This window comes from Paenibacillus plantarum, assembly GCF_013141695.1.
Lineage (GTDB): Bacteria > Bacillota > Bacilli > Paenibacillales > NBRC-103111 > Paenibacillus_E > Paenibacillus_E plantarum.
In genome coordinates this window covers 1-13266 of record NZ_WHNY01000054.1, presented here as the reverse complement: position 1 = coordinate 13266, position 13266 = coordinate 1, and the positions used below count along the sequence as shown (strand labels likewise).

The window sequence follows — 13266 nt, the reverse complement described above, 5'->3', positions numbered from 1 at the left end:
GGATTTTTGGTTTTTAGAATGATAAGTGCTTACATGCGGGATTTGACTGTCCTTGCATACTCGGATGGACTCATTAACGTTGCTTTCTTAAAAGCTTTGGAGAAATAGTGGACAGAGCTGAAGCCCAATTGCCTGGATATCTCAGTAAAATTATACGTTTCTTCGCGAATCAGGATTTTGGCTTGATCGATTTTCAATTTGGCGAAGTACTCCATGAGTGTATAGTTCGTATGTTTTTTGAAAAGCTCCTTGAGCTGTGTTTTGCCTACACAGAACACTTGGCTGATTTCGTTAAGAGTAAGATGCGCATCGATATGCGCTTCCATGTAGCTCATGACTTTACTAGTCAAATCATGAACTGACTTCTCCTTGGCAACCGTAGAGAGCGGCGTATCGGCCTCCACCTGCGCAGATTTCCGTAGCAGACGCACCAACAGAATTTCTAGGTAGCTTTGAATCATTTGTTCACTGCCTACAGGCGCATCTTGCCTGCGTACAAGGGGATGACCGAATGGGAATTCGAAGGCTTGTTGTCCTTCACGAACGATTTGGGCAAGGAGATTACGTTCCTCATCTTCTAAATGCAGCACTTTTTGCTCAAAAAATTGCATAGCTTTCGAATGACAGTCGAACGTCATGACGATCAAATTGGGCGCTTTTCCTTTGGTCGCATAGAAGCTATGAAATTCATTGGGTTTATGAAAAATGATAGAGCCTTGTTTAAGTAAATAGCGCTGATCATCCGCATGAACTTCCACTTCCCCGCGATCGACATAGAGAAATTCCCAGAAGTCATGCTTCTCCCCATTAAATGAATAATCCTTGCCAAACTCGAAGTAATGCATCGTAATGACTTTTTGGATGACCAGACTCATTTTCAAATGTGTCCGTTGATACTCGGGCGTTTTCGTTTTGCTTATCGTCATGGGTGTCACTCCTGATCTTTCGGTGCAATGCCTATATTTCTATCATAACACAGCAGAAATGAGAAATAACAAAAAAAACGGCTTTCAAGACAAAGAAAAGCTTGAGTGCATCTTTTATAATCAAGGTATCGCAAAGTTCGAGGGGGAGCTAGCATGAAGATAGGCGTAATTGGGTATGGACATAGGATTGAGCATGTGATTAAAGAAGTATTGAAGGCAGATGCGGACTGCCGAATTGAAGCGATTGTTGATGTACGTAAAGATCAGATTAAAGCTAAGTTACTTGAGCAAGGGTGGGATCACATTAAGTACTATGATACACCGGAACAAATGCTGGAGACAGAGCAACTAGATGGGGCCATGATTGGCACTCGTTGTAATCTGCATACAACAATGGGCTTGAAAGTGTTACAACATAATCTACCTCTTTATATCGAAAAGCCAGTAGCTACGAACTATGAAGATCTACTTCGTTTGAAACAAGGTTACGAGGCATCTAAATCGCCTGTCGTTGTATCTTTCCCATTACGAGTGACCTCCCTTGTTGAGTTGGTTAAGGAAATCATTCAATCGGGTAAAATCGGCACGGTAGAACATGTCCAAGCGATAAATAATGTCCCATATGGCCGTGTTTATTTTCAAAGCTGGTACCGAAACGAGCAAGAAACAGGGGGGCTTTTCCTCCAAAAAGCAACGCACGATCTTGATTATATACAAGCTGTACTAGGGCAGAGACCAATCACTGTCTGTGCGATGACATCCAAGCAAATTTTCAAAGGAAATAAATCCGCGGGGCTCAAATGTGTCGATTGTGAAGATAATCGTACCTGCTTGGAGAGTACGGTGCATACGGCTGAAGAGCTAGATCCAACATGGCAGTATTGCTGTTACGCCAAAGATACAGGGAATGAAGATTCAGGCAGTGCGCTGTTCCAATATGAAAGCGGTATGCATATGTCCTATTCGCAAAACTTCTTTATAAGAAAAGGTGCCGCTGCACGTGGAGCGAGGTTTATGGGGTACAAAGGTACGGTAGATTTTGATTTCTACACAGGCATTGTCAAAGTGCATATGCATCATACAGCGCGGGTGGAGACCTATGAGATCGGGGCTGGAAGTAATCATTTTGGCGGTGATGAGAAGCTGGCTCGGAATTTCACTGAAATTATGAAGGGGACGGCTAGTTCCATCTCGACGCTTGATGATGGATTGATGAGCGCTCTGATGTGTATCAAAGCGCAAGAGTCTGCACGAACTGGGACATTCCAAGCATTAAATTGGGATTAAGTAACCCATTTGAAATTTTAAACGGTGGAGGATATGTACATGAACCCTAAGGCTACTTTTCAAACCATTTGCTTGAGCTCGTTATCCAAAGTATTTGCAGATGAAGCTCCACAAGAAACGTCCTACAAACAAGCATCGGTACTGAGAGGAGAGCACTTTGCTTTTCAAATTGCCTATACTTCAAATCAATTATTGAAAAACATTGGCGTAGAAGTGACTTCGACCATAGGGCTTCCTTTTACCATTCGTGCTGTAGGTCTCGTTCCTTCTGAAATGCCTTGCTATGCGGACCATGATGGGCATGTTCTGCGGACGACTGCGGGGTTGTATCCGGACCCCTTGTATCCCCTTGAGGATTCAACCGTAACTGCACTTCCTGGCCAATGGAGATCTGTCTGGATTCACGTTGAATTAGATTCGTCTGTTCTTGCGGGTACGTATAACGTGCATGTAGGCTTCTTTTCGCCAGAGGGAGAGAAGCTAAGTGAAGAAGTGTTGGAACTTACTGTACTCGCAGCAACACTTCCGAAGCAGAAGCTCATCCATACGGAATGGTTTCACACGGATTGCCTAGCGACACATTACAACATTGATGTATTCAGTGAGGAGCACTGGTCACGCATAGGGCAGTTTCTAGAAACTGCCGTTAAACATGGTATCAACATGATTCTGACGCCGATCTTTACCCCGCCGCTAGATACTGTAGTTGGGGGTGAGCGCCCAACCGTGCAGTTGATTGATGTAAGTGTTGGTGGAAGTCATATCGATGGCAGCACAACGTATGCTTTTGAGTTCACAAAGCTAGAGCGTTGGGTTGCGCTTTGTCAGGACAAAGGTGTTGAGTACTTCGAATTCTCGCATCTGTTCACCCAATGGGGGGCTAAACATACGCCTAAGATTGTGGCTAGTATTGGCGATGTAGAGCAGCGGATTTTCGGCTGGGAAACAGATGCCACCGGGGAAGCTTACGCTAATTTCCTCGAGCAGCTCATACCAGAACTTGATCGCGTTATCCGTCGACTTGGTATTGCGTCTTGCAGTTATTTTCATGTGTCGGATGAGCCTACCGAAGCCAACTTGGATACGTATAAAAAAGCGAGCGATCTCGTTCAGAGGCTCATTCCTTCCAATTACCCGATTATCGATGCGCTGACGGAGATCTCCTTCTACGAGCAAGGGATTGTTCAGAAACCGATTCCATCGAACGATCATATCGAACCTTTTCTCAAGGCAGGTGTCCCTGATTTATGGACCTATTACTGCTGTGTGCAATACAAAGAAGTGTCGAACCGTTTCTTTAACATGCCGTCTGCACGCAACCGGATCATTGGTTTGCAGTTGTACAAATTTGGCATACAAGGGTTTCTACATTGGGGCTATAACTTCTATTACTCCCAATATTCCATTAAACCATTGGACCCGTTCAAAGTGACAGATGCCTTGCACGCGTTCCCTTCAGGAGACAGCTTCCTCGTATATCCAGGTGAAGCGGGGCCAATTGAGTCGATTCGGCTGGAAGTATTCCATGAAGCACTGCAGGACTTGAGAGCCTTACAATTGCTTGAGACGATGATCGGTAAGGAACGAACAGTTGCCTTGATTGAAGATGGCTTGTCAGAGCCGCTCACATTCTCCGAATATCCGCGCAGCACAGAGTGGATGCTCGAGGTGCGAGAGCGAATTAATCAGGCGATTGCAACGAACAGTTGAATAGATTTGAAACATGAAAAAAGCTGCTCCCAGTAAGAAAGGGAGATCAGCTTTTTTTTTGGTATTGACACATTTTTGGTGGTGATCTATAGTTATACTAACATAAAACCAAGTTAATTAATCGGAATAATAAGTTTTACGGAAGATTGCTGAAAGGAGGGTTTCAAATTGAACATTGAGAATATCGAAGCCTTCGTCTATGTTATTCATTATGGCAGCTTTAATAAAGCGGCGGAAGTGCTTTTTTTATCCCAGCCATCCGTCACAGCACGCATACAATCCCTAGAGCGTGAGCTGGATTGCCGACTATTTGAGCGGATTGGGAAGCAGATTTCGTTGACGGATGATGGGAAGAAATTTCTGCCATATGCCCAACAACTCTTGCAAACTTTTCAGAAAAGTAAAATTCAATTGAAGCAGAAACGTACCCTGCCAAACGAGTTGCGTGTAGGTTGTACCGTATCCGTTTCGAACTATATCATTCCAACCATTATCCCAAAACTCAAGATCAAATATCCCGATGTGAATTATAAGCTGACTACGGCTTCGTCCGAGGAGATTATTAATAAGGTGCTGAATCGAGAGCTTGATTTCGGATTTGTGCGAAACATTAGTCATCCGAATCTACTTTCAGCCAAAGCGTATGAAGATCCTATTCGTCTATATGTCTACGAGGGCCATCCCTTTATCGGAAACGAAGCCATTTCTATTGATGATATCGGTGAATATCCCCTTGTTTTCTTTGAATGCGGATCACTCGATTGGATGCGAATACACCGCCTATTTGCAAGTATGAAGCAACCACCGAACATTGAATTTCAGACGGATACGTTGGAGACGGCGAAGAAATTAGTGCTTGGACGTGTTGGTATTGCGTTTCTTCCTAGTCTATGTGTAGAACAGGAAGTCAAAGAAGGGAAGTTGTTCCCGATTGAGTTTCCGGAAATAGCAGGTATTTCCCTGCAAACCAACATGATTGTGCTGAATGGTGAGAACGCCTTGTTTTTCAACTCTGCTTTAGAAATATGTAAAGGAATCGCTCAGTCGATTCGGGAACCGATTTAACTTCTCGATATGCATATAGAAAAACTCTATTATCCAGTTTGAGTACTTGATGATAGATTAAAGGCATAGCCATAATTCATACAAAACAAGTAGGAATTATAAGAATTATAGAATAAGAAAATTCGGAGGGGTTCACGATGAAACAATTCACAACACTTACGGTAACAACATTAGCATTAGCTTTGGTAGCGGCAGGATGCGGTACTAAAAGCGAGACGACGAATGCTTCTCCTAAAGCTGCTGCCGATGCAACAAAAGCGCCAGTAGCCGCTGCAGCTGCAACGGCTGCACCTGTGAAAGTAAAGAAAATTATCGTAGGCACAGGGACACAATTCCCGAATGTAGCCTTTCTAGATAAGGATGGGAAACTAACAGGATACGATATTGAATTAGTGAAAGAAATCGATAAGCGCTTGCCAGAATATGAGTTCGAGTTTAAAACAATGGACTTCGCTAACCTGCTGCTTAGCTTGGAAACGAACAAAATTGATTTTGTTGCACATGAAATCGAGAAGAACAAAGAGCGTGAGCAGAAATATTTGTTCAATAACGAGCCCTATGCGTATTGGAAAACCAAAGTCATCGTAGCGAAAGATAACACGACCGTGAAAACGATCGATGATTTGAAAGGCAAGAAAGCATTAACGACGGCTACAAGCGCAGAAGCAACATTGCTGGAGAATTATAACAAAGCCAATGACAATGCGATCAAAATTGTGTATCAGAGTGGTGCAGCCAACGACTTGGTCACCCAGCTTACAACAGGACGTGCTGATGGCGCACTTGGAGCGGATTTCTTGCTTCCACTCGTAGATCCGCAAAGTAAATTAAAAGTTGTTGGACCAATTATTGAAGAAGCTGAAGTACGTTTCTTATTCCGCAAAAATGATAAAGACGGGCAAGAGCTTGCGGACAAAATTGATACTGCTTTAAAAGCTGTCAAAGCAGATGGCACGCTCTCGAAGTTGAGTACACAGTGGTTAGGCGGAGACTTTACCAAGAAAGATGATGCGAAATAGCTAAGTATTCCATGACTTTAAGAAAGGTGAGATCACCATCATGGCAACCCAATTCGATATCACCTATGTATTTGATTTCCTGCCTAAATTGCTGAATTATATCCATATTAGCCTTTTCATTGTGGCGTGTTCGATGGTGCTCGGGGTCGTCTTTGGATTTCTCATTGCCTTGCCCCGGCTTTATCAAATACCGGTTGTGCAAAGATTATCTCAGGTCTATGTCTCCTTTTTCCGAGGAACACCGATTCTGATCCAGTTATTTCTGATCTATTACGGCTTACCTGAACTGCTGAAGGCGATCCATGTGGATGTTTCCAAAGCCCCAGTCTTATCATTTGTTATTCTCACATTTGCTTTACACTCAGGCGCTTATATTTCTGAGGTCATCCGTGCAGCAGTCAAAGCCGTTGACAAAGGGCAAGTAGAAGCGGCCTATTCTGTAGGCATGACGGGCTATCAAGCTTTTACCCGCATTATTATGCCGCAGGCACTTGCGATTTCGCTGCCCAACTTTACGAACCTATTGATTGCCAACTTGAAAGATACCTCATTGGCCTTCTCGCTTGGTGCCATGGAGTTGATGGGAAAAGCACAGACACTTGGAGCGGCCACACAGCATTTTATGGAAACGTACATTGCCTTATCCATTATTTACTTCGTCATCTGCTTTGGACTGGAAAAACTGTTTATTTATATCGAGAAACGTTTGCTCCAACACGAGCAACCACTTGTGACGGAAGAACGTCAACCATTATCGCGGCGATGGTTCAAAGGTGTATGGTCCTCGCAGCCAGATAAAGGGGGCTTCCAAGCATGAGTATCGACCCTGGTTTCATATGGACAGCATTTGTTCAATTGCTTTCTGCACTGCCAACTACACTGATTATTACCGTAGTTTCTGTCTTTTTTGGATTTCTAATAGGTGCTTCCGTAGCGTTAATCCGACTATACCGCGTGCCTTTTATTCATTATTTCGCAACAGCTTATGTGACGTTTGTTCGCGGTACACCGATGCTTATGCATCTGCTGCTTATCTATTTCGGATTGCCAATGATCATTGACTCGATTGCGGTTGCTTTCGGTTGGAGCTTCCGTTCTGTGTCTATACCCATGATCGGCTTTGCCTTTCTCTCCTTCTCCATCACCGCTGGCGCTTACCTTTCGGAAGTCGTCAGATCGGGCATCGTGGCGATTAATCGGGGGCAAATGGAAGCTGCTTATTCGATCGGGATGACGACGACACAGGCATTACGACGAATTATTTTGCCACAAGCATTAGCCGTGAGTTTACCGAACTTATCCAATACGTTGATTGGCATGCTGCACGGTTCTACTCTGGCTTTTACCGTATCTGTGGTGGAAATCAACGCCAAAGCACAAATTGTCGCAACGACGAATTGGAAATTTTTCGAAGCTTATATTGCAGCAGCCCTGCTGTTCTGGGGGATCACCTTCTTGATCGAACGAGCCACGGGCTTACTAGAGAAACGAATCAATCTGTATAACCGAGGTGGCGTATCATGATTCAACTGACGAATATCACCAAATCGTTTGGTAAAAACGACGTGCTGAAAGGGATCAACCTTACCGTGCAAAAAGGAGAAGTCGTCTGCATCCTTGGTCCCAGCGGTTCAGGTAAAACAACGTTACTCCGTTGCTTAAACTATTTGGAAAAGCCGAGTCTTGGTGAAGTGAGAATCGGCGATTTCACTGTGAATTGCAAGCGTCCCAGCAAAGGTGAGATTCATGCGCTCAGACAAAAAACCGCGATGGTGTTCCAGCATTACAATTTATTCAAGCATAAAACGGTCCTCGAAAATGTCATGGAAGGCCTTGTGATTGTCCAAAAGCAATCGAAGGAACTGGCAAGAGCGACCAGCGTAAAAGTGTTGGAGAAAGTGGGTTTGGGAAGCAAGTTAGACGCTTATCCAAGTCAACTATCTGGCGGACAGCAACAACGTGTAGGTATTGCCCGTGCGTTGGCGCTGAATCCTGAAGTCATTTTATTCGATGAACCGACATCCGCACTCGATCCTGAACTTGTTGGTGAAGTGTTGGACGTGATCCAGAAGATTGCGAAGGAAGGTATCACGATGATTATCGTCACCCATGAAATGGGCTTTGCCCGAGAAGTGGCTAATCATGTGGTCTTTATGGATGAAGGTGTCATCGTGGAAGAAGGCAAACCGAGGGATATTTTCGGCAATGCCAAAGAAGAGCGGACGAAACAATTCCTGAAGCGTATTACGCCTGAATGGAGCTACAACATATAGCATTAAGTTAGTTATGGAAATGGAGTGTTGGAACATGGGGATTAAATTAAGCATTTTAGATCAAAGCGTCGTATTTCCAGGCGAAACGGCCTATGACGCTTTTCAGCATACGATTGAGTTAGTACAGAAAGCGGAGGCGCTCTCGTATAACCGATTCTGGGTATCCGAGCATCACGATTCCGAGCAAGTAGCGGGTTCTTCGCCCGAGGTATTAATTTCACATTTACTGGCCAAAACAGAGCGCATTCGCATTGGCTCCGGCGGCATCATGCTGCAGCACTACAGCCCCTATAAGGTGGCTGAGAACTTCAATGTATTAGCTTCTCTAGCTCCAGGCAGAGTAGATCTCGGCATTGGCCGTGCTCCAGGCGGATTACCTCGTTCAACGAAAGCGTTGCAACAGGGGATTACAGAAGCGGCTACCTTGGCGGATAAGTTGGAGGATCTACAGCAATTTGTGACAAATCAACTGCATGATGAGCATCCCTTGAAGGGATTGAAAGTCTCGCCAATTCCTACAGTGCCTGTGGATATTTATATCCTAGGTGCAAGTGCCGCGAGTGCACAATCGGCAGCTGAGGCTGGTTTGCCTTATGTTTTTGCCCAATTCATTAATGGGGATCATGCAATTGCTGAAGCGGCTTTTGAAGCTTATCATCAACATTTTAATACCGAAAAAGGCACACAACCCAAGCTTCTCTTGGCACTCTCACTTATCGTAGCAGATACGGAAGAAGAAGCTATTGAGCTTGCAGGCGAATACAAGAATGTCAAAATTCATTTGGAAAACGGCAAGACGTTAACCGTGGGAACGCTGGAGCAAGCGGAAGAATATGGTCGTCAAACGCAGGCCAAATTTACCGTTGAGGAGAAGCAAGCGGAAATTACGAAGGGTACGAAAGAGACTGTACGCCAAAAACTGATCGAGATTCAGCAGAAATATAATATCGATGAATTTATTGTAACGACATCTGTGAAAGATTTTAGCAAACGCCTGCGTTCCTTTGAACTGCTGAGTGAAGCATTCGCAGAATTGTTAGTGTAAGCCCGAAGGAGGCATGTGAAATGAGTGCAACAACTTTCCAACAGACGTCATTGGATTTGGCACAGAAGTTGGTGGATATCCGACGTCATTTACATCAGCATCCCGAATTGTCGCATGAGGAAATTCAAACAACTGCTGCGATTCATGGTTGGCTCACGGAAGCGGGAATTCGTATTGCAGATTTCCAGCTGAAAACGGGTCTTATTGCAGAGGTCGGCGGCTTGCAGGAAGGGCCGATTATAGCCATACGGGCTGATATCGATGCCTTACCAATACAAGAAGCTACAGGGCTTCCTTATGCGTCGCAGGTTGCAGGTAAGATGCATGCATGCGGTCATGATTTTCATACAGCTGCTGTGTTAGGTGCTGCGATATTACTCAAACAACATGAGAGTGAGCTAAAGGGAACCGTTCGATTCATTTTTCAACCAGCGGAGGAGAAGGCGCAGGGTGCGGAGCAGGTGATAAGCAGCGGCGCACTTGAAGGAGTTCGTGCAATTTATGGCATGCATAACAAACCTGATCTTCCTGTCGGGACGATAGGGATCAAAGACGGGCCTCTGATGGCGGCTGCTGATGGATTCGTGATCGAAGTGGAAGGACGCGGCACACATGCGGCTGTCCCGGAAGCGGGGATCGATCCGATTGTAACGGGAGCGCATATCATCACGGCACTTCAATCTATCGTTAGCCGCAATGTTAGTTCATTGCACAGTGCCGTCATTAGTGTGACACGCATCCATAGTGGAACTGCGTGGAATGTGATTCCTGATAAAGCCATTTTGGATGGCACACTGCGCACATTTGATGAGAATGTCCGCGCACTCGTAATTGAGCGATTGGAGCAGGTTGTGCATGGTGTGGCCGCTGCTTATGGGACGAAGGCTGCTGTTCGATGGATCAAAGGACCACCTTCTGTGCGCAATGATAAACAATTAACACTGTTGGCGAAAGAAGCTGCGGAGCAAGCTGGTCTGGATGTCATTACACCAGTACCGTCACCAGCAGGCGAGGATTTTGCTTTTTATCAGAAGAAAATTCCCGGAGTTTTCGTATTTATGGGCACATCAGGTCCACAAGAGTGGCATCATCCTGGTTTTGATATTGATGAAAGAGCTTTGCCGATTAGTTCGCGATATTTTGCTATTTTAGCTCAAAAAGCCTTAGAAAACCTATCATCCGACAACCCATTGGAGGTATCCATATGAGTACAACAATTCCTGATTTATCAGCCTATTTACACACGCATCAACAACTTCAGGAAGCTATCCAGGGACTGAGCGAAGGGCAATTGGTTTGGAAGCCAGCGCCGGATAAATGGAGTGTAACGGAGGTTCTCTCTCATTTGGCCGACCATAACATTGTCGTTTCCTTCCGAATCCGCGCTATTATTTCGGGTGCATCGGCCATTTTGCCGGCTTTTGATCAAGATCCATGGGTCAGCAGCGCCAAAGCCAATGAAGGATTAGCGTCCGATATTTTAGTTTTATTTCAGTCATTACTGGTTTATAACCACGAGCTATTTGGACGATTATCTCCTGAGGATTGGGAGAAAACAGGCGTTAATTTCAAAGGACAAACACTTACACTCAAAGATGTTGTTGACTCCTTTATTGCACATGTGCAGGTTCATTTGGCACAAATTGCACGAATCAAGAATGCGTTGGAAGCGCACGTATAGGAGGGATTCGGTATGGCGGATGCAAAAGAGATTCACATTCGGGAAGCCAATGAGGGTGACCGCGAAGCGATTCGAAGAGTTCTAGAAGATGCTTATGGTCAATATCGGGAAGTACTGCCTCCAGAAGGCTGGGATCAATATAAAGAAAATATTATCGCATCAGTGGATAGTAATAAACCCATCGCGCGGATTATTGCACTAATTGACGATGAAGTTGTGGGTAGCTCTCAGTTGTTCCAGTCCTCAGAAGCCGCATACGGAGCACCGGAGCTTGAGATTGAGTCACCTATCCTTCGTTTACTAGCGGTTTCGCCAAGTGCAAGAGGCAAGGGAATCGCTACCGCACTAATAAAAGAAAATGTGAGACGCGCTGCCGAGTTAGGTGCTGCTACACTACATTTGCACACTTCGGATATGATGGAATCGGCTGTGAAGCTTTATGAACGTTTAGGCTTCGAACGTGCTTACGACAAAGATATCCAAAAAGGTGAATTACTCGTGAAAAGCTATCGGCTGCACATACAGACTGCAGCGATCTTGTGAAAGGACGGAGAGAACGATGACGAAACCAAAGCAAATCAAACTAGGTGCAATCATTCACGGCGTAGGTGGTCATGTGTCAGGCTGGAGACATCCTGAGGCGATTACGGATGCCAGTGTGAATTTTGGCTTTTATAAACAACAAGCTCAGAAAGCTGAATCCGGTAAGTTCGATCTGTTATTTATCGCGGATGGCCTATATATTACCGAGAAATCGATTCCCCATTTCCTTAATCGGTTCGAACCAATTACCATACTTTCAGCGTTAGCATCGGTCACCTCGCACATTGGATTGGTGGGGACGCTATCGACGTCATACAGTGAGCCTTTCACCGTGGCCCGTCAATTTGCTTCCATTGATCTAATCAGTGACGGACGTTCCGGTTGGAACGTAGTTACCTCTCCACTCGAAGGTTCTGCCAAGAACTATAGCAAAGCGGAGCACCCGACTCATCCAGAGCGCTATCGCATCGCGAATGAATATTTGGAAGTGACACGCGGGTTATGGGATTCGTGGGAGGATGATGCGTTTGTTCGAGATAAGGAGAGCGGTGTTTTTTTTGACCCAAGCAAGCTTCATACATTGAATCATAAAGGTGAATATTTCTCCGTCCAGGGGCCATTGAATATCGCTCGTTCAAGACAAGGGCAGCCGGTCATTTTCCAAGCAGGCGCTTCAGAGGATGGCCGAGCGTTTGCTGCGAAAGTGGCGGATGCGATTTTTGCAGGACATGAATCGATTGACGAAGCGAAAGCTTACTATGCGGATATCAAAAAAAGAGCCGCCTCCGAAGGCCGCAATCCGGATGAAGTTGTGATTCTACCGGGTATTGCCCCGATCATCGGACTCACAGAAGAAGAAGCCGAGCGCAAATATCAAGAAGTCGCGAACCTCGTCACAATTGACAAAGCGCTCGATTACCTAGGCAGATTCTTCGAACACCACGATTTCTCTCAGTATCCGTTGGATGAACCATTTCCTGAGCTAGGTGATTTTGGCAGCAATAGCTTCCGCAGCGGAACCGACAAAATTAAGCAAACAGCCAAAGAGAAAAACCTAACACTGCGCCAAGTCGCTTTAAATGTGGCTACACCTCGTAACGAATTCACAGGCACGCCTAAATACGTTGCAGATCGCGTGCAAGCATGGTTTGAAGAAAATGCCGCAGATGGTTTTATCATCGCCGCTGCTTTGCCAAAAGGATTGGACGACTTCGTTGATCACGTAGTACCGATTCTACAGGAGCGCGGATTGTATAGAACAGAGTATGAAGCAGATACGCTTCGAGGAAATCTCGGTATACCAGTACCAGCGAATCGATACACGAAGGTGAATGTGGAGGCGTAAGTATTACCCCTTGCCTACACTAGGCACACCGATCTTTTCATCAACGTATATTAACGTTTACCGCTAGGTATCTGTAAGGCTGTCCATTACGCTGAAAAGCCAGTGGGCAGCTTTTTCAGTATAATTAACGTATCCAAAACATTAGCAGCTAACTTAACCACACATCCCATTCAATTCCTTCTCAAACGTCATGCGTGAAACGAGTTAATCTACTCAAACCACGAGATTCACTCAATTCACGCTAGTCCGTGTACTACTCCAAGCTCAACGAGCGCCCAAAGCATTCCACACATACCAGGCACCTCAAGCACACCTAGCCGCCAATGTACTCCAAGCACACTGCGCCACCTAAGTACTCCAAGCACATCTAGC

General features: G+C 45.2%; 13 protein-coding genes. 12 read left to right on the top strand and 1 reads right to left on the bottom strand.

What is annotated here, in order from left to right; genetic code table 11:
* Positions 1-29 precede the first annotated feature (29 nt).
* On the bottom strand, positions 30-926 hold the full coding sequence (locus tag GC096_RS16625; RefSeq protein ID WP_171631702.1) for an AraC family transcriptional regulator: 897 nt from the start codon (positions 924-926) through the stop codon (positions 30-32).
* A 153-nt stretch (positions 927-1079) separates the two neighbouring features.
* On the opposite strand from GC096_RS16625, the gene GC096_RS16620 reads away from it, so the two are divergent.
* The 12 genes from GC096_RS16620 (at position 1080) to GC096_RS16565 (ending at position 12894) form a co-directional block, all read left to right on the top strand.
* The gene (locus GC096_RS16620; RefSeq protein ID WP_171631701.1) at positions 1080-2213 is read left to right on the top strand and encodes a Gfo/Idh/MocA family protein; all 1134 of its coding nucleotides are present in this window, start codon (positions 1080-1082) and stop codon (positions 2211-2213) included.
* A 39-nt stretch (positions 2214-2252) separates the two neighbouring features.
* On the top strand, positions 2253-3923 hold the full coding sequence (locus tag GC096_RS16615) for a DUF4091 domain-containing protein (RefSeq protein WP_171631699.1): 1671 nt from the start codon (positions 2253-2255) through the stop codon (positions 3921-3923).
* Positions 3924-4091: 168 nt separating this feature from the next.
* Complete coding sequence (locus GC096_RS16610; RefSeq protein WP_171631698.1) at positions 4092-4988, top strand: LysR substrate-binding domain-containing protein; 897 nt, start codon at positions 4092-4094, stop codon at positions 4986-4988.
* Between the two features lie 137 nt (positions 4989-5125).
* Positions 5126-6007 carry a transporter substrate-binding domain-containing protein gene (locus GC096_RS16605; RefSeq protein ID WP_171631696.1) on the top strand — a complete coding sequence of 294 codons (882 nt, stop codon included), beginning with the start codon at positions 5126-5128 and terminating at the stop codon, positions 6005-6007.
* 40 nt (positions 6008-6047) lie between these two features.
* Positions 6048-6824 carry an amino acid ABC transporter permease gene (locus GC096_RS16600; RefSeq protein WP_171631695.1) on the top strand — a complete coding sequence of 259 codons (777 nt, stop codon included), beginning with the start codon at positions 6048-6050 and terminating at the stop codon, positions 6822-6824.
* Complete coding sequence (locus tag GC096_RS16595; RefSeq protein ID WP_171631693.1) at positions 6821-7531, top strand: amino acid ABC transporter permease; 711 nt, start codon at positions 6821-6823, stop codon at positions 7529-7531. The genes GC096_RS16600 and GC096_RS16595 overlap by 4 nt, the downstream gene beginning before the upstream one ends.
* Positions 7528-8280 (top strand): amino acid ABC transporter ATP-binding protein, encoded by a 753-nt coding sequence (locus tag GC096_RS16590; protein WP_171631692.1) that lies wholly within the window; start codon positions 7528-7530, stop codon positions 8278-8280. Before GC096_RS16595 ends, GC096_RS16590 begins: the two co-directional genes overlap by 4 nt.
* 34 nt (positions 8281-8314) lie before the next feature.
* A complete protein-coding gene (locus GC096_RS16585; RefSeq protein WP_171631690.1) occupies positions 8315-9325 on the top strand; it encodes an LLM class flavin-dependent oxidoreductase in 1011 nt (336 codons plus the stop codon).
* Positions 9326-9345: 20 nt separating this feature from the next.
* Positions 9346-10533: a M20 peptidase aminoacylase family protein gene (locus tag GC096_RS16580; RefSeq protein WP_171631689.1), complete on the top strand. Its 1188-nt coding sequence runs from the start codon at positions 9346-9348 to the stop codon at positions 10531-10533.
* Entirely contained in the window at positions 10530-11006 is a 477-nt protein-coding gene (locus GC096_RS16575; protein WP_171631688.1) for a DinB family protein, read from the top strand. The genes GC096_RS16580 and GC096_RS16575 overlap by 4 nt, the downstream gene beginning before the upstream one ends.
* A 12-nt stretch (positions 11007-11018) precedes the next feature.
* Positions 11019-11549 carry a GNAT family N-acetyltransferase gene (locus GC096_RS16570; RefSeq protein ID WP_171631686.1) on the top strand — a complete coding sequence of 177 codons (531 nt, stop codon included), beginning with the start codon at positions 11019-11021 and terminating at the stop codon, positions 11547-11549.
* Positions 11550-11565: 16 nt separating this feature from the next.
* Entirely contained in the window at positions 11566-12894 is a 1329-nt protein-coding gene (locus GC096_RS16565) for an LLM class flavin-dependent oxidoreductase (protein ID WP_171631685.1), read from the top strand.
* Positions 12895-13266: the final 372 nt, after the last annotated feature.

Coding starts and splice junctions, on each gene's coding strand:
- GC096_RS16625 (WP_171631702.1), bottom strand. CDS start 926: ATGACGATAAGCAAAACGAAAACGCCCGAGTATCAACGGACACATTTG.
- GC096_RS16620 (WP_171631701.1), top strand. CDS start 1,080: ATGAAGATAGGCGTAATTGGGTATGGACATAGGATTGAGCATGTGATT.
- GC096_RS16615 (WP_171631699.1), top strand. CDS start 2,253: ATGAACCCTAAGGCTACTTTTCAAACCATTTGCTTGAGCTCGTTATCC.
- GC096_RS16605 (WP_171631696.1), top strand. CDS start 5,126: ATGAAACAATTCACAACACTTACGGTAACAACATTAGCATTAGCTTTG.
- GC096_RS16600 (WP_171631695.1), top strand. CDS start 6,048: ATGGCAACCCAATTCGATATCACCTATGTATTTGATTTCCTGCCTAAA.
- GC096_RS16595 (WP_171631693.1), top strand. CDS start 6,821: ATGAGTATCGACCCTGGTTTCATATGGACAGCATTTGTTCAATTGCTT.
- GC096_RS16590 (WP_171631692.1), top strand. CDS start 7,528: ATGATTCAACTGACGAATATCACCAAATCGTTTGGTAAAAACGACGTG.
- GC096_RS16585 (WP_171631690.1), top strand. CDS start 8,315: ATGGGGATTAAATTAAGCATTTTAGATCAAAGCGTCGTATTTCCAGGC.
- GC096_RS16580 (WP_171631689.1), top strand. CDS start 9,346: ATGAGTGCAACAACTTTCCAACAGACGTCATTGGATTTGGCACAGAAG.
- GC096_RS16575 (WP_171631688.1), top strand. CDS start 10,530: ATGAGTACAACAATTCCTGATTTATCAGCCTATTTACACACGCATCAA.
- GC096_RS16570 (WP_171631686.1), top strand. CDS start 11,019: ATGGCGGATGCAAAAGAGATTCACATTCGGGAAGCCAATGAGGGTGAC.
- GC096_RS16565 (WP_171631685.1), top strand. CDS start 11,566: ATGACGAAACCAAAGCAAATCAAACTAGGTGCAATCATTCACGGCGTA.